31 protein-coding genes are annotated in these 25787 nt (G+C 46.1%); 19 read left to right on the forward strand and 12 right to left on the reverse strand.

Annotated features, from left to right (window positions below):
• Positions 1-68: 68 nt before the first annotated feature.
• Positions 69-1220, reverse strand: coding sequence for an aminotransferase class V-fold PLP-dependent enzyme (locus AB9P05_RS18790; protein ID WP_371910379.1), 1152 nt, complete (start codon positions 1218-1220; stop codon positions 69-71).
• Positions 1221-1407: 187 nt separating this feature from the next.
• Between AB9P05_RS18790 and AB9P05_RS18795 the strand changes: the two genes are divergently transcribed.
• Positions 1408-1575: a hypothetical protein gene (locus AB9P05_RS18795; protein WP_371910380.1), complete on the forward strand. Its 168-nt coding sequence runs from the start codon at positions 1408-1410 to the stop codon at positions 1573-1575.
• Positions 1576-1604: 29 nt separating this feature from the next.
• Here the strand turns inward: AB9P05_RS18795 and AB9P05_RS18800 are convergent, their stop codons facing one another.
• Genes AB9P05_RS18800 through AB9P05_RS18810 form a run of 3 tightly spaced genes read right to left on the reverse strand, consistent with a single transcriptional unit; the run spans position 1605 to position 4163 of the window.
• Positions 1605-3053: a DASS family sodium-coupled anion symporter gene (locus AB9P05_RS18800; protein ID WP_371910381.1), complete on the reverse strand. Its 1449-nt coding sequence runs from the start codon at positions 3051-3053 to the stop codon at positions 1605-1607.
• A 14-nt stretch (positions 3054-3067) separates the two neighbouring features.
• Positions 3068-3718 carry a hypothetical protein gene (locus AB9P05_RS18805; protein ID WP_371910382.1) on the reverse strand — a complete coding sequence of 217 codons (651 nt, stop codon included), beginning with the start codon at positions 3716-3718 and terminating at the stop codon, positions 3068-3070.
• 58 nt (positions 3719-3776) lie between these two features.
• Positions 3777-4163: a VOC family protein gene (locus AB9P05_RS18810; protein ID WP_371910383.1), complete on the reverse strand. Its 387-nt coding sequence runs from the start codon at positions 4161-4163 to the stop codon at positions 3777-3779.
• Between the two features lie 99 nt (positions 4164-4262).
• On the opposite strand from AB9P05_RS18810, the gene AB9P05_RS18815 reads away from it, so the two are divergent.
• Positions 4263-4427: a pinensin family lanthipeptide gene (locus AB9P05_RS18815; protein ID WP_371910384.1), complete on the forward strand. Its 165-nt coding sequence runs from the start codon at positions 4263-4265 to the stop codon at positions 4425-4427.
• Positions 4428-4634: 207 nt separating this feature from the next.
• Here the strand turns inward: AB9P05_RS18815 and AB9P05_RS18820 are convergent, their stop codons facing one another.
• Positions 4635-6053 (reverse strand): RtcB family protein, encoded by a 1419-nt coding sequence (locus AB9P05_RS18820; RefSeq protein WP_371910385.1) that lies wholly within the window; start codon positions 6051-6053, stop codon positions 4635-4637.
• Positions 6050-6196, reverse strand: coding sequence for a DUF2197 domain-containing protein (locus tag AB9P05_RS18825; RefSeq protein WP_371911368.1), 147 nt, complete (start codon positions 6194-6196; stop codon positions 6050-6052). Before AB9P05_RS18825 ends, AB9P05_RS18820 begins: the two co-directional genes overlap by 4 nt.
• A gap of 29 nt (positions 6197-6225) precedes the next feature.
• Between AB9P05_RS18825 and AB9P05_RS18830 the strand changes: the two genes are divergently transcribed.
• From AB9P05_RS18830 to AB9P05_RS18850, 5 genes are all read left to right on the forward strand, one after another.
• Positions 6226-6522, forward strand: coding sequence for a type II toxin-antitoxin system HigB family toxin (locus AB9P05_RS18830; protein WP_371910386.1), 297 nt, complete (start codon positions 6226-6228; stop codon positions 6520-6522).
• 1 nt (position 6523) lies between these two features.
• A complete protein-coding gene (locus AB9P05_RS18835; protein ID WP_371910387.1) occupies positions 6524-6967 on the forward strand; it encodes a type II toxin-antitoxin system HigA family antitoxin in 444 nt (147 codons plus the stop codon).
• A gap of 105 nt (positions 6968-7072) precedes the next feature.
• Positions 7073-8470: an amidohydrolase family protein gene (locus AB9P05_RS18840; RefSeq protein WP_371910388.1), complete on the forward strand. Its 1398-nt coding sequence runs from the start codon at positions 7073-7075 to the stop codon at positions 8468-8470.
• Positions 8471-8474: 4 nt separating this feature from the next.
• Positions 8475-8957: a GNAT family N-acetyltransferase gene (locus AB9P05_RS18845; protein WP_371910389.1), complete on the forward strand. Its 483-nt coding sequence runs from the start codon at positions 8475-8477 to the stop codon at positions 8955-8957.
• Between the two features lie 7 nt (positions 8958-8964).
• Positions 8965-9477 carry a GTP cyclohydrolase gene (locus AB9P05_RS18850; RefSeq protein WP_371910390.1) on the forward strand — a complete coding sequence of 171 codons (513 nt, stop codon included), beginning with the start codon at positions 8965-8967 and terminating at the stop codon, positions 9475-9477.
• A 10-nt stretch (positions 9478-9487) separates the two neighbouring features.
• Here AB9P05_RS18850 and AB9P05_RS18855 read toward each other — a convergent pair whose 3' ends face one another.
• Complete coding sequence (locus AB9P05_RS18855) at positions 9488-9691, reverse strand: hypothetical protein (RefSeq protein ID WP_371910391.1); 204 nt, start codon at positions 9689-9691, stop codon at positions 9488-9490.
• A 198-nt stretch (positions 9692-9889) separates the two neighbouring features.
• Between AB9P05_RS18855 and AB9P05_RS18860 the strand changes: the two genes are divergently transcribed.
• From AB9P05_RS18860 to AB9P05_RS18870, 3 genes are all read left to right on the forward strand, one after another.
• The gene (locus AB9P05_RS18860; protein ID WP_371910392.1) at positions 9890-10087 is read left to right on the forward strand and encodes a hypothetical protein; all 198 of its coding nucleotides are present in this window, start codon (positions 9890-9892) and stop codon (positions 10085-10087) included.
• Positions 10088-10224: 137 nt separating this feature from the next.
• The gene (locus AB9P05_RS18865) at positions 10225-10977 is read left to right on the forward strand and encodes an MBL fold metallo-hydrolase (protein ID WP_371910393.1); all 753 of its coding nucleotides are present in this window, start codon (positions 10225-10227) and stop codon (positions 10975-10977) included.
• A gap of 76 nt (positions 10978-11053) precedes the next feature.
• Positions 11054-12190 carry a TRAP transporter substrate-binding protein gene (locus AB9P05_RS18870; protein ID WP_371910394.1) on the forward strand — a complete coding sequence of 379 codons (1137 nt, stop codon included), beginning with the start codon at positions 11054-11056 and terminating at the stop codon, positions 12188-12190.
• Positions 12191-12242: 52 nt separating this feature from the next.
• On the opposite strand, the gene AB9P05_RS18875 is transcribed toward AB9P05_RS18870, so the two are convergent.
• Entirely contained in the window at positions 12243-13052 is an 810-nt protein-coding gene (locus AB9P05_RS18875; RefSeq protein ID WP_371910395.1) for a hypothetical protein, read from the reverse strand.
• 161 nt (positions 13053-13213) lie between these two features.
• On the opposite strand from AB9P05_RS18875, the gene AB9P05_RS18880 reads away from it, so the two are divergent.
• From AB9P05_RS18880 to AB9P05_RS18890, 3 genes are all read left to right on the forward strand, one after another.
• Positions 13214-13756, forward strand: coding sequence for a TRAP transporter small permease subunit (locus AB9P05_RS18880; RefSeq protein WP_371910396.1), 543 nt, complete (start codon positions 13214-13216; stop codon positions 13754-13756).
• The gene (locus AB9P05_RS18885; RefSeq protein WP_371910397.1) at positions 13756-15060 is read left to right on the forward strand and encodes a TRAP transporter large permease subunit; all 1305 of its coding nucleotides are present in this window, start codon (positions 13756-13758) and stop codon (positions 15058-15060) included. Before AB9P05_RS18880 ends, AB9P05_RS18885 begins: the two co-directional genes overlap by 1 nt.
• Positions 15061-15125: 65 nt before the next feature.
• On the forward strand, positions 15126-15353 hold the full coding sequence (locus tag AB9P05_RS18890; RefSeq protein WP_371910398.1) for a hypothetical protein: 228 nt from the start codon (positions 15126-15128) through the stop codon (positions 15351-15353).
• Between the two features lie 82 nt (positions 15354-15435).
• Here the strand turns inward: AB9P05_RS18890 and pgl are convergent, their stop codons facing one another.
• Complete coding sequence (gene pgl, locus AB9P05_RS18895; RefSeq protein ID WP_371910399.1) at positions 15436-16143, reverse strand: 6-phosphogluconolactonase; 708 nt, start codon at positions 16141-16143, stop codon at positions 15436-15438.
• A gap of 51 nt (positions 16144-16194) precedes the next feature.
• Entirely contained in the window at positions 16195-17712 is a 1518-nt protein-coding gene (gene zwf, locus AB9P05_RS18900) for a glucose-6-phosphate dehydrogenase (RefSeq protein ID WP_371910400.1), read from the reverse strand.
• A 220-nt stretch (positions 17713-17932) separates the two neighbouring features.
• Here zwf and gndA point away from each other — a divergent pair, with 220 nt between their 5' ends.
• The 3 genes from gndA to AB9P05_RS18915 all read left to right on the forward strand — a co-directional run bounded on the left by gndA (position 17933) and on the right by AB9P05_RS18915 (position 21760).
• Positions 17933-19351 carry an NADP-dependent phosphogluconate dehydrogenase gene (gndA, locus tag AB9P05_RS18905; RefSeq protein WP_371910401.1) on the forward strand — a complete coding sequence of 473 codons (1419 nt, stop codon included), beginning with the start codon at positions 17933-17935 and terminating at the stop codon, positions 19349-19351.
• 501 nt (positions 19352-19852) lie between these two features.
• The gene (locus AB9P05_RS18910) at positions 19853-21025 is read left to right on the forward strand and encodes a hypothetical protein (protein ID WP_371910402.1); all 1173 of its coding nucleotides are present in this window, start codon (positions 19853-19855) and stop codon (positions 21023-21025) included.
• Between the two features lie 273 nt (positions 21026-21298).
• Entirely contained in the window at positions 21299-21760 is a 462-nt protein-coding gene (locus AB9P05_RS18915; protein ID WP_371910403.1) for a PA2169 family four-helix-bundle protein, read from the forward strand.
• 79 nt (positions 21761-21839) lie between these two features.
• Here AB9P05_RS18915 and AB9P05_RS18920 read toward each other — a convergent pair whose 3' ends face one another.
• On the reverse strand, positions 21840-22265 hold the full coding sequence (locus AB9P05_RS18920; protein ID WP_371910404.1) for a hypothetical protein: 426 nt from the start codon (positions 22263-22265) through the stop codon (positions 21840-21842).
• Positions 22266-22512: 247 nt separating this feature from the next.
• Here AB9P05_RS18920 and AB9P05_RS18925 point away from each other — a divergent pair, with 247 nt between their 5' ends.
• A complete protein-coding gene (locus tag AB9P05_RS18925; protein WP_371910405.1) occupies positions 22513-23046 on the forward strand; it encodes a DUF2911 domain-containing protein in 534 nt (177 codons plus the stop codon).
• An 82-nt stretch (positions 23047-23128) separates the two neighbouring features.
• Here AB9P05_RS18925 and AB9P05_RS18930 read toward each other — a convergent pair whose 3' ends face one another.
• Entirely contained in the window at positions 23129-23989 is an 861-nt protein-coding gene (locus tag AB9P05_RS18930) for a DUF2911 domain-containing protein (protein ID WP_371910406.1), read from the reverse strand.
• 212 nt (positions 23990-24201) lie between these two features.
• Between AB9P05_RS18930 and AB9P05_RS18935 the strand changes: the two genes are divergently transcribed.
• Positions 24202-24810: a DNA-3-methyladenine glycosylase gene (locus tag AB9P05_RS18935; protein ID WP_371910407.1), complete on the forward strand. Its 609-nt coding sequence runs from the start codon at positions 24202-24204 to the stop codon at positions 24808-24810.
• Positions 24807-25736, forward strand: a complete 930-nt coding sequence (locus AB9P05_RS18940; RefSeq protein WP_371910408.1) for a 2-hydroxyacid dehydrogenase — start codon at positions 24807-24809, stop codon at positions 25734-25736. The genes AB9P05_RS18935 and AB9P05_RS18940 overlap by 4 nt, the downstream gene beginning before the upstream one ends.
• The last annotated feature ends 51 nt before the right edge of the window (positions 25737-25787 follow it).

Genomic DNA, 25787 nt, shown 5'->3' on the forward strand with positions numbered 1-25787 from the left:
GACACATAATTCCGGTCAATGAGTCCGGAATTTAAAAACCCGGTCGCTATGCGGCCGGGTTTTATTCCTTATAATATACTATCGAGCGCCTCAGTTAACTTTCTTATATCCTCTTGTGAACTGTATAAATAAGGAGATACCCTTATTTTATCTTTTCTGTAGCTAACATAAATAGCTTGATCCTGAAGGGTTGCTTTGGCCCGGGCCATGACCTCCTCTGGCAATTGAACGCCAATCATGTGTCCTACTCTCCGTGATGGCACATGAAAGCCATTTTTTTCAGCCCATTCGACCACCTCATCGGTCAGATGCCTAAGCGTACCCTGAATATTCGGTATACCCCATTGCTGTATCTGTTCCAGTGCCTTTCGGGCCATAGCTACATGAATAAAACTACTGTTCTCCCCGAAATCAAACCGGCGTGCACCCTGTTTATAGTCGTCCTGATAGTCTGTAAGCTTGGTAAAGTCGTCACTGCCTTTGCGCATAAGCCAGTTATATTCTATTGGCTGTCCTTCTTCATGGTATTTAGGATCAGCGTACATATAACCAAGCCCATAAGGTCCCAGTAACCATTTATATCCTACCGCTACCATAAAATCAGGCTTGATACGGTCCAGGGGTATAGGATGTGCCCCCAGGCTCTGACTGGCATCCACTACGAGGGCTGCACCTACCTTCCTGGCCTTTTCACCTATGGCCTCCAGGTCTATAAGGGCTCCATCAGTCCAGTGACAAAAAGGTACGCTTACGAGGCCGGTGAAGGCATCAATATGCCGGAGCAAAGCCTCCGTCCAGTTCTCTCCTTCCTCCGCCCGCACAGTTACTATCTTTAAGCCAATGGCTTTTGTGAGTTCCCTCCATACATATACGTTTGAAGGAAACTGTCCGTCCAGCACCACTATGTTCTGCACCGCCTTGAGGGGTATGTTCTTAGCTGCCACTGCCAGGCCATAGCTTACGCTTGGTATCAGGGCCAGGTTATCAGCCGGTGTTTCAAAGAGGCTGGCTGCCTGATCACGCAATGCTTCAACCCCGGTAAACCAGTCGTCCTGAGTATATAGCCAGGGGTGCCGCTTTCTGTCTATTTCGTCATGTCCTGCTTCAGCCACCGAATTCAGATTGGGGGACATGGCAGACATATTGAGATAGGTAATGTCATCGGCTATATCAAAAAGTGACTTTTGGGAGGGTAGGGGTGATTGGGAGCTTTGGGTCATGTGGTCTGGGATATTGTTTTAAGTGATCAATTTACATCTATCTCTTTTCCAAACTAAGCAAGGGAGTATTTGTGAGTATATTTTTCGGCGCTACCGATAAAACGCTCCCGGCTCCGCTTGTCAGAACTAGGTTTATATATTGATTTGATATGACTATATTAATAATGAACCTAATAAATGATTAAGCATGGATGTATTATTAAGCCCCTGGGGAATTATTCCCCTGATGTTGGTCACAACCCTTAGTATTGTTACCGTAAGGCTCTACCTGAAAGTGACCTCATTAATCAATGAAAGAAGGAAAAGAAAAGTAGTAAGCCTATCGGATAAAGCTTACTATGGAAAAGCATCATAGGGGGAGAGCGGCTGTAAAAGCCGCTTTTTTTATACCAGAAACCAACGAACTATTGTAAGGCCGGCTAAGGAAAGCACACCTGCTGCAAGCAGATTCAGCCAGATGCCGGTCTTTATCATATCCTTCATTCTGATATGTCCGCTGGCAAAAACGATCGCATTTGGTGGTGTACTGATGGGCATCATGAAGGCACAACTGGAGGCCAGCGTGGCAGGTACCACAATAAGTAAAGGGTCAATGCCTAACCCACGGCATATACCGATCGCTACCGGAACAAATATCGTAATCAGGGCCACGTTGCTCATTACTTCTGTCAGGAATAATACCAGGACCGTCATGAGCGGAACGAGCAGCAGAAGGGAAGTATTCCCCTGCTGAGCAACAAAATCACCCACCAACTCTATTAATCCTGTCTTCTCCATTGCCTTAGCCAGGCTCATACCACCGCCAAAAAGTATCAGTATTCCCCAGGGTAGGCGCTGGGTATCCTCCCAGTCCAGTAACCTGTCAAAGCTTTTGAGTTGAGAGGGAACGATGAACATGAGGCTGCCACCAATCATAGCGGTTACGTGGTCTGTAAGCAGGTCCTGACCGAAAAGGGCATTTAACTGTTGCTTAAATATCCAGCCTGTGGCTGTTAGTAGAAATATACCGATCACCAGGTATTCTTCACGGGAAATAGATCCCAGTTCAGCTAATTGCTTGCTTACCAGCTTCCCGCTGCCAGGCACAGCGGTCAGTTTGTTGGGAAATAGTACCCTGGCCATCAATAAATAAGTAATGGTGAGCAGCAGCACCCCCACCGGTATGCCCACTGCGAGGTATTCGCCGAATCCAAGCTCATGCTGGGTAAGGGTACGGAGGTACCCGGCCATCACTACATTGGGTGGGGTACCTATAAGGGTCATGGTACCCCCGATATTTGCCGAATAGGCAATGCTGAGCATGAGTGCCAGGGCAAAGTTTTGCTGGCTTTTATTTAGTGGAGTATTTTCACCTACCACAAGGCCTACTACAGAGAGAGCTATGGGGAGCATCATCACGGCAGTAGCCGTATTGCTTATCCACATGCTCAGGATAGCAGTAGAGATCATGAACCCGAGGATGATTCCGTTTCCACTGGTGCCTGTTAGCCTGAGCAGATTCAGGGCCACACGTTTATGCAGGTTATGCTTTTCAAGTGCGAGAGCGATCATAAAACCGCCCATAAACAGAAATATGATAGGACTGGCATATGGAGCGGCCGCCTCTACAACCGGGGAGACCTGGAGCAAAGGAAGGATAATGATAGGTAGCAGGGCAGTGACCGGTATTGGCGCAGCTTCAGTAATCCACCAGACTACCATCCAGGCGGCCAGGGCGAGCACCGGAAATACATCAGTAAGATTATTCTGGCCGGACCCTGCCGCAAAAAGTATGATGAAAAACGATAGAGGGCCCATTACAAAGCCCGTTTGCCTGATTGAGGGTAACTGCATAACAGAAGGCAGAACTAGAGTATCTCTAACGTTTTGATCTGAGGCTCCAGGTCCATGTTATCGTCATTTATTGCAATCATAATCAGTGAATTATCCTTTCCTGATACAATGTACTGGGTGTAATAATCTGATTCGCCGTTTGTGATTAATTTATATTTTGCCTTTATGATTTCCTTCTTTTTACTGTGAAGGTATTTACTGTCTAGTTTTTCGAATTTATCTCCAGTATCGCTCCATTCTCTTTCCAGACTTTGCTCCACCATACCCAGATACCTTCTTCCCATACTTCTGGATATGTAAATGTACTCTGTTTCAACAAAGATCACGAAGTTAAATATGTTGGCTGTATCAGCATATATCATCTTGTTTCCCAGGCTTCTTATTTCCTGTAAGCCGCCCTGCTTTATTAGTTTTTCTTCCTCATCCAGGTCACTGGCATTAATTATTTCTGCTATTTCGTCCAGGGTGATATGCGTATAGTGAGCAGGCATATTTATGCTGGCCTGCGAAAAGGGGATAGCAACTTCCCTGTAGGCAAGTGTGTCTTCTGCTGGTGTAGGTGTAGTTGCGGCATCTTTCAGGACTGGGGCTTCTGAGGACTTTTCAGGGGTTTCCTGACAGGCAAATAAACCTGCCAGTAGTAATATGATGAGTAGCTTTTTCATGTATTCAAGTTGTAAATTATAGCCTCAAATATAGGAAAAATCAAAAGAACAAAGATTCTTATCCGTTAGAGTGAAGGGCTACGCGGTTTCCTTCTGAGTCTATAAAAATCCCCATGTATCCTATATCATCAGCTATAAGTTTCTTTTCCTCTACAATTTTACCCCCTGCATCGGGTACTCTGGCCAGTTCTGTAGCCAGGTTTCCTGACGGTGCAGAGAGATAGATTAGGGTGCCATCGTGAGAAGGTTTGTAAAATGCCGGGTGCTTCACTAAGGAACCTGCCGCCCCGGGTTTGCCATATGGTGCATAGGGAAACCAGGCCATATCCAGTTCGCCCATTTGATGCCTTTCCATAGACACATCCAGTATTTTTTCGTAAAAGGCTATGGCCCGGACCATATCGGTAACGGGTATCTCAAACCATCCTGCGATATTCTGTTCCATTTTGATTAAGGGGTTTTAGGTGAATTAATCGTTTGGTTAATTTTAGTTAGAAAAAATTTTTCACTTATTTAAAAGTTTGAATACCAAATTTATTTCAAGATGAAAAAGAAGATTTCACTAAACGACCTGAAAGTGGCCAGCTTTGTCACTACCGGAAATTTTGACACAATTAAAGGTGGAGTAACTGATCCCAGACTTTCAAAAGAATGGGATTGCCCTACCGATTATACTACGCGTGAGGATTCCTTCGATGTAGAAGGGTAATCTCTCCCTGTAAGCATTATATTAAGCCGTCTGCCTACTAGCAGACGGCTTTTTTTCGCTCCGTTTCGGAGCGGGGTTTCCTGATTCATCAGCTACCGATAGGTGGGTTGCGTGCCTAACCCCTGGAAGATTAACTATCCGGCTAATGCAGGCTTTGTGCTTAATGCTGACGAAGGTGGTGTCATAACAGAGTAGCGTGCCTCCTTTTTAATCTACCTCAAAATACCCTTTATCGCCACACATTCTTACGATGCGCGGAGAGAATGTCCCTTCTACATTTACCAGGTCCTGCTGGTAATCCATTACCTGGTGTATATCCTTATAAGCCATAGGAGCCTCATCAAGACCGGAGCCTATTACTTCTACGCCATGCTGTTCAAGATAAGCAGAAACCTCAGCCTGTAGCAGTGAGTTTTTTGCCTGTGTTCGGGACATTTGTCTGCCGGCACCATGAGAGGCAGAGTCTATAGATTCAGGTTTGCCTTTGCCGGATACGATAAAACCCGGAGCGGTCATGGATCCGGGGATAATTCCCAGGATACCTTCACCGGCAGGGGTGGCTCCCTTACGATGAACAATAAGCTCTCTGCCCTGAGCATCGGTTTCTTTCCATGCAAAATTATGGTGGTTTTCTACCATACGGATGGTTTCTGCCCCTAGAGCAGTGGCAAAGCGGTGATGTACCTGGTGGTGACAGGCAGAAGCATAATCCCCGGCCAGGGTCATGGCGGCCCAGTATTCCGTACCTTCTGCAGAATTGAGATCCAGCCAGGCCAGGTGCCTGGCCTGGCTTGGTAAAGGACATAACTCTTTCGCCAGATCTGTGTAATGCTTTGCTATAGAAGCTCCGAGTCCCCTGGAGCCTGAATGGCTCAATAAGGCAAGGTATTCGCCTGGAGCGACCCCGAGCCGGTTATTTTGAGAAGAAATAGTGACGGTACCGAACTCCACAAAGTGATTGCCTCCGCCGGACGAGCCAAGCTGAGACCAGGCACGGTCCTTCATCCGTTTCGCAATGTCTATTTCTTTAAATTCCTCCCGCTCCATGATCGCATCATCCAGTGGGTGTCTGAACGTGCTCTTACCAAATCTGCTGTTTTGGTTGAGCACCTCTTTCATACGATGTGAATCCGAAGCCAGCAGACTGACAGGCAGATCGAACAGGCTCAGGCACATACGGCACCCAATATCTACTCCTACTGCATAAGGAATAACGGCGTTTTCAGTAGCCAGTACACCGCCAATAGGCAGGCCATAACCTATATGTGCATCTGGCATCAGGGCCCCGGCCCTGGTCACTGGCAGGCGCATGGCAGTCTCCATCTGGAGAATTGCACCTGGATCAATGCCTTCACTACCAAATACTTCATAGGGCATAGCGGTGTCCAGCAGGGGGGTAGGTTGCTTTTGACGGTGGGAAATGATCTCATTGGCCACTACCCCCAGCTCTTCATGGGTACGGTAGGGCTCCGGGTTCTGAGCAAGGGATCTCATCGTATCCATGAGGGTTTCCCGGGGCGTATCCTCCATGGAGGTCTCGATGATCTTCAGGGCTACACTTACGGCCTTGCACTTTGGAAAACCAAGATCAATGAGTGTTTTGCGGGTGATTAAGGGCTCTTTCATACGGTATTGATTTGAGTATGATACAAACCAATTGGCTTGCTGCGCAGTCTTTTTGCGTAGATGATCATTTTTTTAAAATAATCTTTCTTCCGGCAAAGGGAGCATGATATTTTTAGGTTTGGTAAAAATTTAAAAAAAACGATTTGTTCTTTTTTAGAGAACTTGTACTTTTATGAAAAGAATTTTGGCCAGGAAGGCGCTGCGGGAGTTTTGGGAGAAACACCCCGATGCGGAAACTTACCTTAAAGTATGGTACGAAACTGCCCGGGGAGCATCCTGGTACTCACCTGCTGATATAAAGCAAAGTTATGCTAATGCCAGTATTCTGAAAGACAGCAGGGTGGTATTTAACATTCAAGGGAATAGCTACCGGCTTATCGTAAAATTCAATTTTGACAGGCAATGGGCCTTTATTCGGTTTGTAGGGACACATGCCGAATATGACAGGATAGATGCAAATACCATCTGAAATGAAAATCAAACCTATAAAATCAGAAGAAGATTACGAAAAGGCCCTTGAGCGTCTTGATGAAATCTTTGATGCAGCCCCTGATTCACCGGAAGGGGATGAGGCAGAAATATTATCTCTGCTTATAGAGAATTATGAGGACGAGCATTACACTATTGAAGCCCCGGATCCGGTAGAGGCCATCAGGATCCGTATGGAAGAAATGGGGCTGCGGCAAAAGGACCTGATAGGCGTGATAGGAGGAAAAAGCCGGGTGTCTGAAATTTTAAACCGGAAGAAAAAACTAACGGTGGAAATGATACGGATGCTTGAAGAAAAACTCAATATATCGGCTTCATTATTGGTGCAGGATTACCCGCTCAGACCCTATGAGTCCAACTCCCCACTGAATGTTGCAGCCGAAGAAGAAAATCCCTATCAGAAGTCGCCCAAAAAACAGAAATAATATCACTGTTAGCCATTCCTACTTACTCTACCTCATTAATACCTTTCATATTTACTGATGAATAGCCGCTTTTTCAGCTTATCAGTTGCTTTTATCCTATTAAGTATGGGCTTACATGCTTGTAACGCAGGCTCTCTTAAAAAGGAAAATGATGATTTTCAGCGTGAAATACTACAGTATAATCGATATACACACCGGGCTTTTGCTATACAAAACGTCACCCTGATAGATGGTACTGGGGGCAATCCAGGGCAGAACCAAAGCGTACTCATTGAAGATGGATTAATAAAGGCCGTAGGTGAAACAGGTACGATAAGGCTCCCGCGTGGTACAAAAGTAGTAGATGGTACCGGCAAGACCCTTATGCCCGGCCTGGTAGGTATGCATAACCATATGCACATGCCTGGTATCCAATTTCTTGGAGAGTGGGGAGCTTTATTATATCTGGCTGCAGGGGTGACTACTATGCAAACCTGCGGGTCGGCCTCCCCGGTCGAGGAAATTCGCCTGGTGGAGCAAATAGATAGCGGCCTGGTAGAAGGGCCGGAGATATTTACCAGCGCCCCCTACTTTACCGGCCCGGGTGGAAGTACAGCTATGATCATACCAGAGAATGACACCCAGATTAGAGATACAGTAGCTTATTGGGCTGAAAAGGGTGTGAGGTGGTTTAAGGTTTATCGCCACACCAGGCCGGAAGACCTTCAGGTGATAATCAATGAGGTTCATCGGCATGGAGGAAAAGTTACCGGACACCTCTGTTCCATCACTTTTAAAGAAGCCACGGAAATGGGTATAGACGGCATAGAGCACGGCCTGAATAGCGCGACGGACTTCAGCCTGAGCAAAAACCCCGGTACATGTGATGCCAGCAGGGAGTTTATCGATCATATTGATGTGAATTCGCAGGAAGTAGGCTCTGTACTTCGGAAGCTTATCGAGCAGAATGTATTTCTTACCAGTACAGTGGCCATTTATGAGGCTAGTATACCTATGCGAGCGCATGCGAGAGAAGAATCTGTAGCACTTATGCCGCAAAGTGTTAAGCAGGCCTATGATGAACGCAGAGCCCGCATACGGCAGGATAGTAGTGAGGCACAGGTGCAGTCCGATAGGAGAGAGGCCCGACTACAGCGCATTCTCGGGTTCGAAAAACGGTTTTTTGATATGGGAGGGCACTTAGTTGCTGGGGTAGATGCCGGGAGGCATGTACTTCCGGGATTTGGAGATCAGCGAAATTATGAATTAATGGTGACAGAGGGGGGCTTTCTGCCTGCCGAAGCTATTCAGGTAATGACCCAAAACGGTGCCAGGGCATTGCACAGAAATGATATAGGTCATATAGCCAAGGGCATGAAAGCCGATCTTGTATTACTGGATGGTGACCTTACGGAAAACCCTGAAGTGATTTATGCAGTGGAAGCTGTTTATAAGAATGGCCGGCCATATGATGCTGACAAGCTCTTGGTAAAGGCAATGAAACTGAAAAATAACCTTCCTTAATGGTATGGGAGTACAAAATCCAAATGAATACAGTATCAGAATGTTCCGCTCTGAAGATGAGGAAGGGCTTTTGCGTTTGATCAGACTCAATACTCCTGCCTATTTTGCTCCCGAAGAAGCACAAGACTATAAGGACTACCTGGAGAATGAAAGGGAAAAGTATTTTGTAGCCATTGCAGAAGACACCGTTATAGCCGGTGGAGGCATTAACTTTAAAAATGAGGAGAAGGCAGCATGGCTTTCATGGGACCTTGTACACCCCTACTGGCAGGGAAAGGGAGTGGGAGGAGCCATTGTGCAGCAGCGCATTCAATACATACGGGAGCACAATAGCGTACAACAGATTGTCGTTCGTACCTCTCAGTTTGCATGGAAATTTTATGAAAAGCAAGGATTTGATCTGGTGCAAAAGGTGGATGATTACTGGGCAAAGGGTTATCATCTTTATCTGATGAAAATGGGTGTATATGACCAAATACGGAATTGAGTAAGATATGATTGTAAAACTTGGCGAAGGGGTCTTAAATACCCCATACGGCCGCTATAGAGAAGTATTATTCTATGATGGCCAAAAAGAAACCATCGTGATGATACTGGGTGATGTGGCTGGTCATAAAGATGTATTATGTCGTGTACACTCCGCCTGTATCTATGGCCATTACTTTAGCAGTTCTGAATGTGACTGCCGGGAGCAGATGAAAGCTGCACAGAAACTCATTCAGACAGCAGGTAAGGGCGTTATTATTCTGCTGGATCAGGAGGGAAAGGGTAACGGGCACTTCGCTCTTATGAAAAGTACTCTCTATAAAAACGAGGGCTCGAAGCAGGCCGGTGCCTACGAAAAGGCCGGGTTTAGCCGGGACAATAGAGACTTCCGCTGTGCCGCCAAGGTGCTAAAAGCTCTCCACGTGCTATCTGTGAAGTTGATTACTGATAATCCGGCTAAAACCAATACCCTTGAAGATCATGGTGTGTCTGTAAACGGAATAATATCGACCGGTAAATAGACTTTCTCCACTACTGAGGGTTGCGGGGCTTTTTCCTGAATGACATCAGGACTGCCACACCGGCAAAGAATAAGAATGATCCGAATATTGGAGACCATGTGTTAGCCCAGAATAATTCGTTGCCCCGCTGGGGATTATCTGCAAATCCGAACACAAAGAACAATACAATTAAGATGGCGCCAAGAATGGTTAAAATGATGCCTACAGTTTTCATAGTTCAATAGTTTTCATTCGCGTATGCTTTATTAAGAGTTTACAGGGCGTATTGTTATTCAATCCTGGTAAAGGGGGAGGGGACAGGAGGCAGTTATAACCAGTGCAGATAGATTGGAAAGATGACGTATAAATTGATGATTCAACAAAATCAGAGTATATTATACGTAACCCTTTTTTAACTAAAAATTAAACTTTTATGAATAAGAAGAAAATTTCTTTGGAAAACCTGAACGTGAAAAGCTTTAGCACTGAATTTAAACCTTCAAAACTTAAAGGTGGAGCAAGCGGGTATGCCGGAGGTTTGTGCACCGGATATGACTGCTCGCTCGAGAGCCTATGTAATGTTTGTGAAGGAACTGAAGAGGCCTCTAACTGTTGTCCTCCAATAAAGTAGGACATTCTTGCCCACTACACAACCACCTGATTTCCTTCAGGTGGTTTTTTTGTCTTTCAGGACACTCTATAGGCCGGGGCAGCAGATACATCCCGGTTCATTATTTGAAATAAGGTAATAACTATCTAAATTAAAAAATGAACCCAACTATTACCCTGCGCTTTTTAGGATGTGGAGACGCATTCGGGAGTGGTGGCAGAGCCCAATCCAGCTTTTTTCTACATACCTCTTCTTTAGGCTTTATGGTGGACTGTGGTGCCACCACGCTGGTACAACTAAAAGCTGCCGGCCTAACGACTAATGAGCTTGATATTATTGCCCTTACCCATTTTCACGGTGATCATTATGGAGGTGTGCCTTATATCCTGCTGGATGCGGCATTATACCAAAACAGACAAAAACCCCTTACCATTATCTCGCCACCAGGAGGGCAAGCGAGAATCACTGCCCTTCTCGAAAGCCTTTATCCCGGTACACATGAAAAGATTTTTGGTAAGCTCGACCTGAATTTTCTGGAATATAATGGAGAAGACAGGTTGGAACCTGAGGCTAACGTGCAGCTACATACCTTTCCTGTAATTCATTCTCCTGAGAGCTTACCTCACGGATTCAGGCTGCAGATAGGTGAAAATATACTGGGCTTTTCCGGAGATACAACGTGGACAGATACTTTACCCGAAATAGCTGAGGGAAGTGACTTGTTTGTGTGTGAGTGTAATAACTTCAACACCGTTACACCCCAGCATATTGATTATCATACCCTTCAGGAAAACCTTGGTCAACTTCGATGCAAACGGATTATTCTCAATCATTTGGGAGAAGAAATGCTGTCAAACCTGGATAAGGTGGAAATACCTGTGGCAGAAGATGACGAGGAAATAGTCTTTTAATAAACGGTTGAATTGCATGTAAATTACGTAATTAGCGCATATAGACTATTTGACAGCATAAACCACGTAAGCATACATGAAAAGATTAGACAGAAGAGGCTTTATAGTTAAGGCCGGTAAAGCGGCTGCACTAACCACTACCCTGCCGTTAATCACCACGTCCTGTGGCGGTGGGTCCGGTGAAAAGGCAAGCCAGGGGGCCTCCAATGTTAATTATAATAAAACCTTTGAATGGAAAATGGTAACTACCTGGCCACCCAATTTTCCGGTATTGGGAGAAGGTTGCCAGATGATGGCCGATTGGGTAGGAAAAATGTCTAATGGCCGGCTGAAAATAAGAGTCTACGGAGGTGGTGAGCTGGTGCCAGCTCTAGAAGCCTTTGAAGCAGTAAGTAGCGGAATTGCCGAAATGGGAAACGCAGCCAGCTATTACTGGGCTGGAAAGGCTCCGGCCTCGCAGTTTTTTGCCTCTGTGCCTTTTGGAATGAATGCTCAGCAATTGGGAGCATGGATCCAAAGCGGCGGCGGACTTGAGCTATGGCGCGAGCTTTATGCTAACTTTAACCTAATCCCCTTTCTCGTGGGTAATACCGGCGTTCAGATGGGAGGGTGGTTCAATAAGGAAATCAACAGCCTGGCTGATGTGCAGGGCCTGAAGATGCGTATTCCCGGCCTGGGCGGAAAGGTTATTACCGCTGCCGGTGGTACAGCGGTGCTCTCTGCCGGTGGTGAGATCTATACCAATCTTGAGCGTGGCGTGATTGACGCCACAGAGTGGATAGGCCCCTACCATGACTACAAAATGGGCTTTCATAAAATTGCGAAATACTATTACTACCCCGGCTGGCATGAGACAGGTACAGCGTTTGAATCGTTCGTAAATAAATCCAAGTGGGAAGAACTCCCTTCCGACCTGCAGGCAATCCTGGAAGTGGCCCTTGCCTGGCAAAATAGCTGGACACTAGCGGAATTTGACGCCCAGAATGCTATATACCTGGATAAACTTGTAAATGAAGAAGGTGTGGATCTCAGGCAGTTCCCGGACGAAGTATTAAATGCCTTCCGTGAGTATACAGGGGATGTATTATCGGACATCACCGCTTCGGATGCAATGAGCCGCAAGGTCTATGAAAGTTACCAGGCTTTTCAGGATAAAGTAGCTGACTGGTCGGGCATCACTGAGCAAATCTATTATAATAAAATCCAGCAGTGATTATGAAGAAGTGATAAGGGCAGGCTATTTCGGGGTACGGAATAGCCTTCGTTCATTTTTTTGCACCCAGCCTGGCTGAAAATCCCGCATTGATTCCTGCATGTAGCCCCGTAGTGGCCCCCAGGGTAATCCTGAACTGGTCAAATGCTAGTAACAGGGAGGCACGCAGGGAGTAAAAAGTCCGCGATACATCATCCTCCGGTGAGAAAGTAGTATGGCCTGCATTCAGGTTGAATACTTGCGCAAGGTCCACGCCTATCAAAAAGCTCTCGTGTGTATCCACCATAAGCTCATGAGACACTACTAACGCCGGCATATGCCTGTTTGAGTACACATAAGTCTCTCCGGTGTTTCTCAGGTCCTCCAGAAAGTCCATTGATTCACCGTATTCATAAGTATAAAATACACCTGCTTTTAGGGGATACATGTTTATCGATCTGGTTCTGACCAGCGGAAACCCTATTTCTCCATAAACAGAGGCTGCATAAAACCTAAAGTCAGGCTGAGCCAACGGGGTGCCCTCAATAGGAAAAGTCCGGTTACCGAGGCTAAAAGCACCGCCAAAAGTATAAGCAAACCTGTTTTTTACATAACTACGATAAATCCTGCCTGTATACGCATTAACGATGTCATTTGCAGGAACTTCGCTCTCATCAGATAAGTAGGAAGACCGCGTATAGTCCCCGGAGATATAGGTTGAGGCTGTATCTGGCTTCTCCTGCCCCGTAACAAAAGGCTTTGAGAGCACCTGGGTGCTCATGCCAAGGCGTGCAGGACCATATACATTTCTGCAGCTACTGAATAATACTGGTAGTATGATCAGGCAAAGAGCTATCCTGCTCAGGCATAATACATTTTTCATGTTTATTGATAATTCAGGCGTTGATTCTTATGCCAGACACAAGATGCGCCGGGCTGGTTGTAATGAAAGGAGTCCAAATTTATAAATAATGGCAGATTTTCACTCAAAGTTGTTTCATAATAAATTGCTCTATTCCGTAGAAATTAAGCATATTCGCCGCCATGATATCTGTTTTGCAAAAAATAGTAATGGGGATAGACCACTTTACCGAGTTTGCCGGTAAGCTTGTAAGCTGGGTTACGGTGCTGCTGGTACTTGTCGTGTTTTATGATGTCGTCACCCGTTACTTCTTTAATTACACCACCGTTGCTACTATCGAACTGGAATGGCACTTGTTCAGCCTTATTTTCCTGCTCGGAGCCGGATACGCGCTAAAACACGACCGGCACGTTCGGGTAGATGTTTTTTACACCCGTTTCAGTGAGAAGAAGAAGGCCATGATAAACCTGACAGGCAGTCTGCTGTTTCTTATACCATTTTGCGCTATTGTAATTTATGCCGCTTTGCCCTTTGTGCAAAACAGCTATTCTATTTCTGAGACATCACCCGATCCGGGCGGATTGCCAGGCCGCTTTGTCATCAAGGGAGCCATCGTTATCGGCTTTAGTCTGCTTTTAATACAGGCCATCGGGGAGCTGCTGCGTAACCTGCTTATTATTACCCGTAAGTCTTCAGGCACCATCCATAAACCTTCCGACCGCTAATGTTTCTCGAGCTCCTCCCTATTATCCTGTTTGCCTCTATTTTTGCCATGATTCTGTGGGGTTACCCGGTGGCATTTACCCTCGGCGGGATCAGTGTGCTGTTTGGCCTTGTCCATTTCGGGCCGGATTTCTTTCTGCTACTTCCGCTACGGGTCTATGGCACCATGACTAATTATGTGCTCATTGCCGTACCGCTATTTATCTTCATGGGGATAATGCTGGAAAAAAGCGGCCTTGCCGAGAGCCTACTGGAAACCATGTCTATGCTATTTGGCCGCATGCGGGGTGGTCTCGCCATATCTGTAGTGGTAGTAGGAGCCATGCTGGCCGCCAGTACCGGTATAGTCGGAGCTACTGTCATAACCATGGGGCTCATCAGCCTTCCTGTAATGCTCAAGCGCGGCTACAGCATACCCCTGTCCACCGGCACCATAGCCGCTTCGGGTACCCTGGGTCAAATTATCCCTCCCAGTATTGTCCTTGTATTGTTAGGAAGTGTGCTCAATGTCTCCGTAGGCGATCTGTTTGCTGCCGCCTTGGCTCCCGGTCTCCTTCTTGTAGGGTGCTACCTGGCTTACATACTGGTTATGGCTGCCATCAGACCGGGCAGTCTTCCGGCCATGCCTGCAGAGGAGATAAGAGAGTTTCGCAGTAAGGGTATGTGGAAAAGAATTGTCAAAGCCTTTTTACTGCCGTTTTTCCTGATAGGTGCTGTACTGGGAAGTATTTTTGCCGGCATCGCCTCGCCTACCGAGGCGGCGGCTCTCGGGGCATTCGGAGCTACCGTACTTACCCTCATTTCAGGAAGGTTATCTTTGAAGATATTAAAACAGGTAACCCGCGAGACCACTCACCTTACCTGTATGGTATTTCTTATTCTGATCGGAGCTACAGCCTTTACGCTCGTATTTCGGAGGATGGACGGCGACGCATTTCTTATTAATGCTATCGAACAGAGTAACCTTAGCCCTTACACCTTCCTTTTCATCGTCATGCTGGTAGTATTTATTGCTGGCTTCTTTATTGACTTTATAGAGATCATCTTTATAATCGTCCCGGTGGTGGCCCCCATATTTGTGCAACTGGAAATGGACCTCATCTGGATAGGAGTACTGTTAGCCCTCAATCTGCAGACCAGTTTTCTTTCACCGCCATTCGGTTTCAGTCTGTTCTACCTTAAAGGGGTGGCACCCCCACAGGTAAAAACCTCGCACCTGTATAAGGGTATCATTCCCTTTGTACTTATCCAATTAGTCTTTATACTCATTGTCGTGCTTTTTCCCCAGGTACTTGCCATATTTTAAGGGTTTGCTTTAACATTATGTAAATCAGATAGTTATTAAAAATAATAACCCTAAAAGAGATAGATATGGCAGAGAAAGAAGGAAGTACGCCTTCTCAGGCGACGAATAAAGGAGAGCCTGGAGATACCGGGCAAAGTAAAGCTAGTATCAAGACACAGGGCAACAGTGACCTGTCTGAAAAAGAGCGTGAATACCGCATGAGAGATAAATATACGGACGGAAAAGGGAATCTGGCTGATAATGTCAGAACTGAAAATCCGAATCGTAATACAGATAAAGGCCAGCAATCGTAGACCCTTGTCAGGTGGCTATTTTCGCCGGCATTATCAAAAAAGGACTACTTTCAACGTAGTCCTTTCATTTTTTTCAAACCTTCTATTTGATTAATGAGGCTGCTTCTTCATCCAAATACCACTCAGCCTTCCCTCCGGCAGACTTTATGTAGGATGCCGGATATCCGGCTCCTGTACTGTGAGATATTTCTTTGATTCTTTGAGCTTTGCCTGCGCCGGTAACTAAAAATATCACCCTCCTCGAGTTATTGATCACCTTACCTGTGAGCGTAACTCTCTTTTGACCTGTTTTAGGATGTGAAGCGATAGCCGTAGGGCCCTCCTGATCCAGAAGGGTAAGCTGGTCCGGGAATATCGAGGCCGTATGGCCGTCCTCGCCCATTCCCAGAATATTGAGGTCAAAGCACGGCAGCCCATTCGCTACCGGAACATGCTCCTTGATTTCCCGGATATAATCCGTATTGGCTTCTTCCGGGCTCAGTTCACCCTTTACACGATGTATATTTGCTTCAGGAATTTCCACTTTATCAAAAAGCAGTGTCTTAGTCATGCCAAAGTTACTATCCTCAGCATCCGGTGGCACACATCGTTCATCTCCCCAGAAAAAATGAATTTTACTCCAGTCAATCCTGTCCTGATACAGGTTTGACAGCAGTCGAAACAAAACCTTGGGCGTGCTGCCTCCGCTTAAAGCTACATACAGTTTATCCTTTTTTGCAGTCTCGTTTGCCAGTTCTTCGGCCAGGGCTTTTGCTACATCGTTTTGAGTGGAAAATATATGTGTGTTCATTAATCTCTGGTTTAATATAATCTAATAGTCCTCACCTGTCGGTTTATTCGCTCAAAGTTCGCAGAAGCCTCCGTCGTTAGTCAGATTTTTACAAGGATATCTCCAGGTAAGGTCTTTTCCTTCTATCAGGTCATCGGCCACCTCTGGGCCCCATGTGCCTGAGGGGTACCCGTAAAGTGGTAAATCTTTGTCATTTTCCCATGCTTTGAGAATGGGGGAAACAAATTCCCACGCGGCATTCACCGCATCGCCACGGCTATACAAAGTAGGGTCCCCATTTATACAATCTAAAAGTAGTCTTTCATATGCATCGGGTACCTCTTCGCCTTCAAGATCCGCGTAGTGGAAGTCCATGTTAACATATTTTACATTAAAGCCCGCTCCGGGTACCTTCATGCCAAACTTCAGCAGTATTCCTTCATTTGGCTGAATACGGATAACCAATTGGTTGGCTTCACTGCTTACCTCATTCAATTTACTGAACAAGTGGTGGGGCGTAGGTTTAAAGTAAAGGACGATCTCCGTAACCCTTGTGGGCAGCCGTTTGCCCGTACGGATATAAAACGGTACTCCGGCCCATCGCCAGTTATCTATAAAGAACTTAAGGGCTAAATACGTCTCCGTACGACTCTCTCTATCCACCCCCTTTTCCTCACGGTAGCTCTTTGCTTTTTCTCCTTTAATAGTTGCTTCCAGGTATTGCCCGCGTATTACCTGCTCTGCCACCTGCTCAGGCTTTATAGGACGCAGGCTCTTGAATAGTTTCACCTTTTCATTGCGAATGCTGTCTGCATCTGCAGATATGGGAGGCTCCATAGCAGTCAGTGCCACCAGTTGCAGCAAATGGTTCTGCACCATATCTCTCAGTGCCCCGCTGTTATCATAGTACCCCCCGCGGTCTTCCACTCCTATAGATTCAGAAGCTGTGATTTCCACATGATTGATATAGTTGCGGTTCCAGATAGGCTCAAATATCCCGTTACTGAACCGGGTCACCAATACATTCTGTACCGTCTCTTTACCCAGGTAGTGATCGATCCGGTAAAGCTGTTCTTCCTTATAGTTTTTCAGAAGTTGCTCATTTAGTTTCCTGCCGCTTTCCAGGTCGTAACCGAATGGCTTTTCTATAACCAGCCGTTTCCAGCCATTACTTTCATCATTCAGACCATGGGCAGCCAGGTGCTCAGGCACCGTCATGTACAGGCTGGGAGGGGTGCTCAGGTAAAAGATAAAGTTTTCATGCAGCTCATGTGCCTCGTTCAGGCTCATGAGCTTATCCTTCACTGTACCAAAGGAGTCCTTTTCATAGTCTTCTATCGACTCGTAAAAGATACGGTCTGCGAAAGACTGCACATCACCTTCCTTATCCTTAAGGTTTTCATTTTCAAAAACCACCCTATGGCGGAAAGAATCGTCGGAATATTCGCTACGCCCTACTCCAAAAACAATGAAGCCTGAGGGAAGCAGGTTTTTGATGTGAAGATTATAAAGTGCCGGGATAAGCTTACGGGCGGTTAGGTCGCCGGAGGCCCCCACTATGACCAGGGCCAGATTATCTGATTTGCTCATGATAAAGAAAATACGGATGTAAAGGCAGTTTAGCAGTATCTGATTACAAGCGGTGAATTTTGCACCTTTTAGGGTTAACTCCAAATGCATAAAACAGTTAAATAGCTAATGCGTAAATAAGGACAATGGTCATCTGATGTTCTTTCCACGGTTAGACCACTTTGCCATTTGGATTATTTAACTGCAGTCCCTTTTTTGCACCAAAGAGATACTTTTCGTTATGGGAGAAAACACTTACCGGTTTGGTATGGTAGGCCTGGGGGTCATGGGCCGTAATTTTTTGCTAAATATAGCCGACAATGATTTTTCGGCTATCGGGCTGGATAATGACCCGGAGAAAGCAAATGCACTGGAACAGGAGGCCTCTTCAGGCCACCGGATCAAAGGCGTTACCTCTTCTGAAGTGTTTGTCCGCCTGCTGGAAACACCCCGTACAATAATGCTGCTTGTACCCGCCGGTAAGATTGTAGACGACGTAATAGAGGGTCTCATTCCCTACCTGGATAAAGGCGACCTTATTATAGATGGAGGAAACAGTCATTTTTCTGATACGGAACGGCGCGAAAAGAGCCTGCGCGAGAAAGGCCTCCATTTTCTTGGCATAGGCGTCAGCGGCGGTGCCGAGGGCGCCAGGAGAGGCCCAAGTATCATGCCTGGTGGTTCCCGGGATGCCTACCCGCGTGTTAAATCCATCCTGGAAGCAGTGGCTGCAAAGGTAGACGGAGAGCCCTGCGTAAGCTACCTCGGCCCTAAGGCCTCCGGACATTACGTGAAGATGGTACATAATGGCATCGAGTACGCCATGATGCAGCTTATTTCCGAAGCCTATGATCTGCTGCACCGTGGTGCCGGCCTTAGTGTAGACGAGCTTGCCGCTGTATTTAAAGGATATAATGAAAGAAAGCTTAAGAGCTTCCTGGTAGAGATAACGGCCAGCATCTTCACTAAAAAAGATGACCTGGACGAGGAGATTTATCTTATAGACAGAATACTGGATAAGGGAAAACAAAAGGGCACAGGAAAGTGGACCAGCCAGCACGCCCTGGATCTGGGTATCCCTATCCCTACCATAGATGCAGCCGTAACCATGCGCCAGCTTTCAGCTTTGAGAGAAGACAGGGAGATGGCAGCAGATCTTGCCGACCGACCTAAACTGGAAGAGACCAGAGCCGACAAGGCCATCATGATCAATGCAGTGGAAGATGCATTGTTTTTCGGTTTCATTGCCAGCTATAGCCAGGGCATGGCCTTACTTCAGGCAGCAGGATCAGAAATGAACCTGGGCATGAACCTGGAAGTAGTAGCCAAAATATGGCGCGGCGGCTGTATCATTCGTGCAGCCATGCTGGAAGATATCATGAAGGCCTACCGCAAAGACCCGGGGCTTTCTAACCTTATGATGGACCCGCACCTGAGTAATGAGATGGAACGCTGCGCCTCCGCTGCCCGTGAAATGATCATGTTTGGTACACGCCGCGGCATACCCCTGGCCGGGCTCACCTCTGCTATGTGGTATTTTGATGCATTTCATACCAGCAGACTCCCCATGAGTCTGGTCCAGGCACAGCGTGACTATTTCGGAGCCCACACCTTCGAGCGTACCGACCGCAGCGGTACCTTTCATGCCGAGTGGTATTGATCCGGACCAGGAAATAACGAATAGTGATCAAAGGCTGACTCTAATGGGGCAGCCTTTTCTATTTATTTGATTGTCAATAAGTTATGTTTTGATCGCCTCATTTCGGTCAGAATGTTTCATTCTGGTACTTATTTTATATTCTAATTAAACTATTCATTACTCGCTAAAATACTCCAAAACCTGCTGAATGACAGGGGGATCCATTTTTCAAAATAGGCGGTCCGTGAAAGGAAATTTCATTTTTGGAAAGAATTTTGAAGGCATACCTACCGAAAGGTCTCCTATTTAGCACTGGAAAGGGGTCGTATTGTACTATTTTTGCATTATTCAATGTAATGAAAATACCCCCTACGTCTTTCAGTAAGAAAAATAGTCAGTTTTATGACCCGGTATAGTACATTTTAGAATACCACTTTAGGGTTGTCCTATTGGGTTTTAGGGCCTAAATGTTCTATAATTTGCAAAAGCATTTGCTCAAGCATCACTTAAAAATAGCTGCTTATGTTTGCCAGAAAATTCCGTAATGCAATTGTACTTTGTTTGGCCCTGGCCCCGGCCGTACTGGTATCTTGTTCTGAAGATAGTGAATCACCTCAGCCAGTGACCAGCCCTGCTCCGGGAAGTGGCGGCGGACAGGAACCCGGCCAGGTAGCAGCTCCCCAGTGGAGGGAAGGCTATCCTGACGCTGTAAGCGGTGCCACCAGCCTGGACCTGCACATGGCCATTAATGGCCCCGGCCGCATTTACTATACAGTCTACAGTTCAGAGCCCGGGTTCCCTTCACCTGAGGACGTTAAAAGAGTAGCAGGTTCTCGTGATGCCCAAAACCTTATTACCGGAGGCACAATAGATGTCACCAGTGGAAGGATTAATGAAGAAATGGCGGTAGAACTGAAAAACCTCAACGAGGAGGCAACATACTATGCTTATATGGTGGCTGAGTACGCCGACCAGGATACCGCTATCATGCAGCAAAATGCAGTTTATAAAGAAATTAAGCTGGGTAAAAGACAAACAGAAGAATGGTTTAGAAGCAGTGAGGAAGACAAACAGGTAGGTTTTCTGGCCTATTTGCCCGAGTCAGCCCGTAAAACCAATGATAGCCACCCCCTGCTTATTTTCCTTGGAGGAAATGGCGAAGTAGCCCAGCAGGGTAAGTTTAATCTGCTCCGTAACCATACCCTGCCCCTGTATATTGAGCAAGGCATGGACCTGCCCTTTATAGTGGTTAGTCCACAGCACACCCAGAATAACTGGAGTCCGCAATTGATAGATGAAGTGATTGAAGAGGCAAAAAGACGCTACAATGTAGATGAATCACGGATATACATGACCGGTATCAGTGGGGGAGGCTTCGGCACCTTCAACTATGCGGTACAATATCCGCATAAGTTAGCCGCTATCGTACCTATTGCAGGCGGTGGAAATACTTATAAGGCCTGCGAGTTAACTGATATGGCCGTTTGGGCCTTTCACGGAGATAAAGATAACATCGTGGTTCCTCAGAAGAGTATCCAAATGGTAGAAGCGATTAATGCCTGTGAACCCCGTCCCTATGTATCGGCCAAGCTCACCATTTATCCTGGCGTATACCATAATAGCTGGCGCATGACCTACGACGGCAGCGAAGGGCACGACATTTTTAACTGGCTGCTTCAGTACCAGATAAGATAATTAGTAGATTCCTCATAGTAACCGAAAAAGCCACCGGCAGCATAGCCGGTGGCTTTTGTATTTTTAGGAGCCGACCGCCCTCTTTACATTAAGTAAACTATTAGGTTTCCACCCGGTTCATATTCTTAACTGGGCGGTGCATATATAAGGTAATTTTACCCATGCAGCCCCATAAATGAAAGATTACATTCAGTTCTTGAAAACAATTTGAAAATCAGCTAGTTATATAAGTGTAATTGGATTTTTTAATTACTTAAAATTTTTTTACCTGATATGAATAACTCTGGAATTGATAATAATAAAGCTGTTAGTATGTTGAATGATCTCTTGACCCGCAATTATGATGCGGAGAAAGGATATCAGCAGGCAGCCGATGAAGTAGATGATACGCGTCTGAAAACCTTTTTTCACACTAAAGCAAAAGAGCGGTACGATTTCGGCCATACTATAAAGGACGAAATCCGTAATTTGGGTGGTAGCCCGGACAAGGGTACCAGTATAAAAGGTGACATGCACAGAGCATGGATGGATCTTCGCGAAAGCATTGCTTCGCACGATGAAAAAGCCATTCTCGAAGAGTGCGAAAGAGGCGAGAAGGCAGCGCTCAAAGATTATAATGATTTGTTAAATAATGGTGTACCCATGACTACAAAATCAGTAATTGAAAGACAGCGTGATAGCATCCAGCGTGACCTGAGAGAAATCCAGGATATGGAAGTAACTTACACGAAATAAAATCTAGTAAGCTATAACAAAAAAAGCTCCCAAACAGGAGCTTTTTTTTATGTTTTGTATTGGGTTATCTGTCAAGGCCTCACGCTACGGAACTCATTTTCTCTACCTCAGCTTTACAAGCCTTCAGAGCAGATTCCTCAGAGGGAAAGTACTGAGTATTAATTATCGTGCTCTGTTTCTCCACCTCATTTTTCACACGATCAAGGTAAAACTTCTTGAACGCATCTTCTGATGTGATCACAAATATATTGCGCATACCCGCCTTTAGTGCCTCAGGAATAATCGTTGACTCCAGCCACTTTCTGCTTTCCGTACCTACAATTCCCTGTTTTTGAATATCACTAAGATAAGTCTTGGCACCATAATCCTGAAAGCCCTTCAGGATGTGATTAAATACATCCCGATACTGTTCTGGCGTAGTGCCTTTTAGCCAAGTACAGTAAAGCGTGCTTGACTCAGGCAGATACACCACACGGGCGTGGCGCTCATTGTAAACTAGTGTCATGTTTAGTGTTTTTTAGTTATCAGTTTAATCCGCAGTAATACAAATTTGATTATTTCTCTGAGGCTTTACCTACCCAATACTTACCAGATATTACACAGGTGGCTTGAAAAGGTATAATTTGAATAAACTTTGTTTAAGGGCATTACACCCATAGTAAGGATTCAGCCTAAGGTTGCTGAAAGCCAGGCAATAACTAAACAGGATCCATAGGGTTACTTTAATGCCTGGCATCAAATTTTTTAATGTTATGAAACGAAAGCATTTTTTTCTTATCCCTCTTTCTTTGCTTATTTCCTTTGGAATTTTTGGATTTAATTACGCCCAGGAAAGGCCCAGCCCTACACGCGAAGTTTCCGGTTCTATAGGAAATACTGATGTAAAAGTCGTCTATGGGTCACCCGGTGTTAAAGACAGAACCGTATGGGGGGAAGTGGTCCCATACAATCAATTATGGCGTACTGGCGCTAATGAGGCTACTACCATAGAAGTTGGTAGCGATGTGATGATACAAGGACAAACCTTGCCTGCCGGAAAATATTCTCTGTTCACTATTCCAAAAGAGAATAGTGACTGGGTCGTCATTTTTAACAAAGTAGAAAAGCAATGGGGAGCATTCGATTATGATCAGAGCGAAGATGCCATGAGAATTATGGCGAGCCCTGCAAAAGCTGATTTTAACGAACGACTGAAGTTTGAGATAGATGAAGCCGGTGATAACGAAGGCAAAGTTAAAATGTACTGGGATAACCTGATGTTGCCTATAGAGATCAGGACCAGGTAGTTAGTAGGTAAAGCAACAAAAAAGCCCCCAGCCATTCACGCTGGGGGCTTTTTTATTGTTTTAATAGGTTCAAAAGAAGCTATCAGTTCATGCTTTCGATAAGCTTTTCGTTAAGGCGGACGTAGTCCATGTTGTTTGCCTGCTTGGCTACCTCCATGGATTTTTTAGCAGTAGCGATTGCCTCCTTTTTCTTGCCCATTTCAGCCTGTATTTTGGCTTTAAGGTGCATCATCCAGAAGGCATCCTGGCGCATGTCCACCGCTTTATTAACCCACTCCAGCGCTTTGTCCATGTCCTTATCGTGTGAGTAGTAGTAGTTTGCAGACTGGAAATACATGTTGGCCAGGCTTGCCTCAGGGTTTTTCATGGCACGGTCTATCTGAGCCATCACCTGCTCGTCAGTATTTACCGTAATAGGTATCGCCACACCCGTTTTGTCCCACATCAGCATAAGGTCTGCGCCCTCATCGGTCAGGTTAGCAAAGTTCATGGTGAAGGTCTCTACAGCCTTATCCATACTCATAGGATCTACAGTTACACGCAAGGCGTCATCGCTCTGCTCATAACCACCAGAGCCCCACAGGCCTGTATTTTTACTAAAGATAACCGTCCACTCATCTTCACCGGGGATAGTATAAAGTGCGTATTCACCCCCTTCAAGCTTTTGTCCGTCAATCATGACATCGTCAGAAAAGTGCACCTTGGTGGAGGCATTAGCTCCCGTTCTCCACACTTCGCCATAGGGTACAAGATCACCGAATATTGTACGGCCCTTCATGCTTGGGCGTGAGTAAACCACCTTCGCATCCACAAGGCCTACCTTTTGCATAATGGTAGAGGCAGGGCTTGGTGCAGGCATGTCAAGTTGCTGAGCCACACTGCCTTGTGCAAAAAATAGTGCACAACAGATAGTAGCTAAAAATAAAGTAAGATTTCGCATCATGGTTTGTGAGTTGTTTAATACCGTTATGTGTACGGAAATTAAAGGCTTTTTGATGTAAAATCACACTCTAAAAGGTCGCCACCACGCCAAAATCTTAATATTTTACCTTTACATACCCTTTAGCGACCATTCCTGATCCTATTAGCCGGAGATTAACAAACATTCAGCCTCTCAGACTTTTTATATTCCCGGACTCGCACTAAAATTGAAACATGGCAGTAGTACTACCCCCGTCTTTTTATACAAGAGATGATGTGATCAGCATTAGCCGCGAGTTGCTGGGCAAGTATCTTGTCACACAAATAGACGGTGTGCGCACCTCCGGAATGATCGTGGAAACTGAGGCATACAACGGCGCCACTGATAAAGCATGTCATGCTCACCTTAACCGCAGGACTAACCGCACCGAAATCATGTTTCATGAAGGAGGGGTCGCTTACGTCTATCTTTGCTATGGCATTCACCACCTTTTTAATATCATAACCAACGTAAAGGATAGGCCCGATGCTGTCCTTATTCGGGCCGTTCAGCCTGAAGAAGGGCTGGAAGAAATGCTGTTGAGAAGAGGGATGTCCACCCTGAAATCAAATCTCACTGCCGGGCCGGGAAGCATGAGCAAAGCGCTGGGCATTACCACCAGCCACTATGGGCAGCACCTCACTGAGAAGGGCCCCATCTGGGTAGAAGACAAAGGCGTCTCAGTACCTGATAGTAAAATAATCGCCAGCCCCCGCGTGGGTATCGACTATGCCGAAGAAGATGCCCTGCTGCCATGGAGATTCAGGATCAAAGGAAATAAATGGACCAGCAAAGCAAAATGAGCACATTTGTAATAGTTGCCCCTAACAGGGATACAAGTCAGTGGAAAGATGGACTGCAGAAACACCTTCCGGATCACACCATAACCATCTGGCCTGAGGTAGAAGACCCGGATACGGTATCAGGAGTAGCCTGCTGGAATCACCCTCACGGCAGTTTGAAGGACTTTAAAAACCTCAAACTCATCAGCAGTCTCGGGGCAGGGGTCGACCATGTCCTTAGCGACCCCGACCTGCCCGTGGGCGTTCCTGTTACCCGCATTGTCGATCAAGCCCTTACCTACACCATGAGCCGATACCTGCTCGGACTGGTGCTATCCTGGCATCGCCGGTTTGATATTTACCGGCAGGAACAGGCCACTCACACTTGGAACCAGAAGGCAAATCCTGAACGGAACCTGCAAATAGGCATCATGGGCATGGGCGTACTGGGACGTGATATCGCCGAAAACCTCGTTCGCCTCGGATTTGAAGTATATGGTTATAGCCGCAGCAAAAAGGAAATTGATGGTGTCACCAGCTTTGCCGGTGAGGAAGAGCTACAGAGCTTCCTTAATGAGGTAAACCTGATCATAAACCTGCTACCCCTTACCAAATCCACCCAAGGTATACTTGATGCTACGTTTTTCAATAGGCTGCCTCGCCCTGTGTGTCTGATCAATGCTGCCAGGGGAGGGCACCTGGTGGAAGAAGACCTTATCAGCGCATTGGATAATGGTAAAGTAGAGCAGGCCTTCCTGGATGTGTTTCAACAAGAGCCCCTGCCATCAGATCATGCTTTTTGGGACAGGAAGGATATTTTTATCACCCCTCATATTGCCAGCATCACCAATCCGGATGCTGCCATACCCCAGATTGCCAATAACTGGCTCAGGGCTATGAAAGGAGAGCCCCTTCGCCATAAGGTCAACAGAAGCGAAGGATACTGACACCTCATCTTAGTAAATTCGTATATTATACCAAGCCATTACACGCACACA

The organism is Roseivirga sp. BDSF3-8 (assembly GCF_041449215.1).
Taxonomy (GTDB): Bacteria; Bacteroidota; Bacteroidia; order Cytophagales; family Cyclobacteriaceae; genus JBGNFV01.

Excerpts from the sequence above, each read along its gene's own strand:
- AB9P05_RS18790 (WP_371910379.1), bottom strand. The coding sequence starts at position 1,220 with ATGACCCAAAGCTCCCAATCACCCCTACCCTCCCAAAAGTCACTTTTT.
- AB9P05_RS18795 (WP_371910380.1), top strand. The coding sequence starts at position 1,408 with ATGGATGTATTATTAAGCCCCTGGGGAATTATTCCCCTGATGTTGGTC.
- AB9P05_RS18800 (WP_371910381.1), bottom strand. The coding sequence starts at position 3,053 with ATGCAGTTACCCTCAATCAGGCAAACGGGCTTTGTAATGGGCCCTCTA.
- AB9P05_RS18805 (WP_371910382.1), bottom strand. The coding sequence starts at position 3,718 with ATGAAAAAGCTACTCATCATATTACTACTGGCAGGTTTATTTGCCTGT.
- AB9P05_RS18810 (WP_371910383.1), bottom strand. The coding sequence starts at position 4,163 with ATGGAACAGAATATCGCAGGATGGTTTGAGATACCCGTTACCGATATG.
- AB9P05_RS18815 (WP_371910384.1), top strand. The coding sequence starts at position 4,263 with ATGAAAAAGAAGATTTCACTAAACGACCTGAAAGTGGCCAGCTTTGTC.
- AB9P05_RS18820 (WP_371910385.1), bottom strand. The coding sequence starts at position 6,053 with ATGAAAGAGCCCTTAATCACCCGCAAAACACTCATTGATCTTGGTTTT.
- AB9P05_RS18830 (WP_371910386.1), top strand. The coding sequence starts at position 6,226 with ATGAAAAGAATTTTGGCCAGGAAGGCGCTGCGGGAGTTTTGGGAGAAA.
- AB9P05_RS18835 (WP_371910387.1), top strand. The coding sequence starts at position 6,524 with ATGAAAATCAAACCTATAAAATCAGAAGAAGATTACGAAAAGGCCCTT.
- AB9P05_RS18840 (WP_371910388.1), top strand. The coding sequence starts at position 7,073 with ATGGGCTTACATGCTTGTAACGCAGGCTCTCTTAAAAAGGAAAATGAT.
- AB9P05_RS18845 (WP_371910389.1), top strand. The coding sequence starts at position 8,475 with ATGGGAGTACAAAATCCAAATGAATACAGTATCAGAATGTTCCGCTCT.
- AB9P05_RS18850 (WP_371910390.1), top strand. The coding sequence starts at position 8,965 with ATGATTGTAAAACTTGGCGAAGGGGTCTTAAATACCCCATACGGCCGC.
- AB9P05_RS18855 (WP_371910391.1), bottom strand. The coding sequence starts at position 9,691 with ATGAAAACTGTAGGCATCATTTTAACCATTCTTGGCGCCATCTTAATT.
- AB9P05_RS18860 (WP_371910392.1), top strand. The coding sequence starts at position 9,890 with ATGAATAAGAAGAAAATTTCTTTGGAAAACCTGAACGTGAAAAGCTTT.
- AB9P05_RS18865 (WP_371910393.1), top strand. The coding sequence starts at position 10,225 with ATGAACCCAACTATTACCCTGCGCTTTTTAGGATGTGGAGACGCATTC.
- AB9P05_RS18870 (WP_371910394.1), top strand. The coding sequence starts at position 11,054 with ATGAAAAGATTAGACAGAAGAGGCTTTATAGTTAAGGCCGGTAAAGCG.
- AB9P05_RS18875 (WP_371910395.1), bottom strand. The coding sequence starts at position 13,052 with ATGAAAAATGTATTATGCCTGAGCAGGATAGCTCTTTGCCTGATCATA.
- AB9P05_RS18880 (WP_371910396.1), top strand. The coding sequence starts at position 13,214 with ATGATATCTGTTTTGCAAAAAATAGTAATGGGGATAGACCACTTTACC.
- AB9P05_RS18885 (WP_371910397.1), top strand. The coding sequence starts at position 13,756 with ATGTTTCTCGAGCTCCTCCCTATTATCCTGTTTGCCTCTATTTTTGCC.
- AB9P05_RS18890 (WP_371910398.1), top strand. The coding sequence starts at position 15,126 with ATGGCAGAGAAAGAAGGAAGTACGCCTTCTCAGGCGACGAATAAAGGA.
- pgl (WP_371910399.1), bottom strand. The coding sequence starts at position 16,143 with ATGAACACACATATATTTTCCACTCAAAACGATGTAGCAAAAGCCCTG.
- zwf (WP_371910400.1), bottom strand. The coding sequence starts at position 17,712 with ATGAGCAAATCAGATAATCTGGCCCTGGTCATAGTGGGGGCCTCCGGC.
- gndA (WP_371910401.1), top strand. The coding sequence starts at position 17,933 with ATGGGAGAAAACACTTACCGGTTTGGTATGGTAGGCCTGGGGGTCATG.
- AB9P05_RS18910 (WP_371910402.1), top strand. The coding sequence starts at position 19,853 with ATGTTTGCCAGAAAATTCCGTAATGCAATTGTACTTTGTTTGGCCCTG.
- AB9P05_RS18915 (WP_371910403.1), top strand. The coding sequence starts at position 21,299 with ATGAATAACTCTGGAATTGATAATAATAAAGCTGTTAGTATGTTGAAT.
- AB9P05_RS18920 (WP_371910404.1), bottom strand. The coding sequence starts at position 22,265 with ATGACACTAGTTTACAATGAGCGCCACGCCCGTGTGGTGTATCTGCCT.
- AB9P05_RS18925 (WP_371910405.1), top strand. The coding sequence starts at position 22,513 with ATGAAACGAAAGCATTTTTTTCTTATCCCTCTTTCTTTGCTTATTTCC.
- AB9P05_RS18930 (WP_371910406.1), bottom strand. The coding sequence starts at position 23,989 with ATGATGCGAAATCTTACTTTATTTTTAGCTACTATCTGTTGTGCACTA.
- AB9P05_RS18935 (WP_371910407.1), top strand. The coding sequence starts at position 24,202 with ATGGCAGTAGTACTACCCCCGTCTTTTTATACAAGAGATGATGTGATC.
- AB9P05_RS18940 (WP_371910408.1), top strand. The coding sequence starts at position 24,807 with ATGAGCACATTTGTAATAGTTGCCCCTAACAGGGATACAAGTCAGTGG.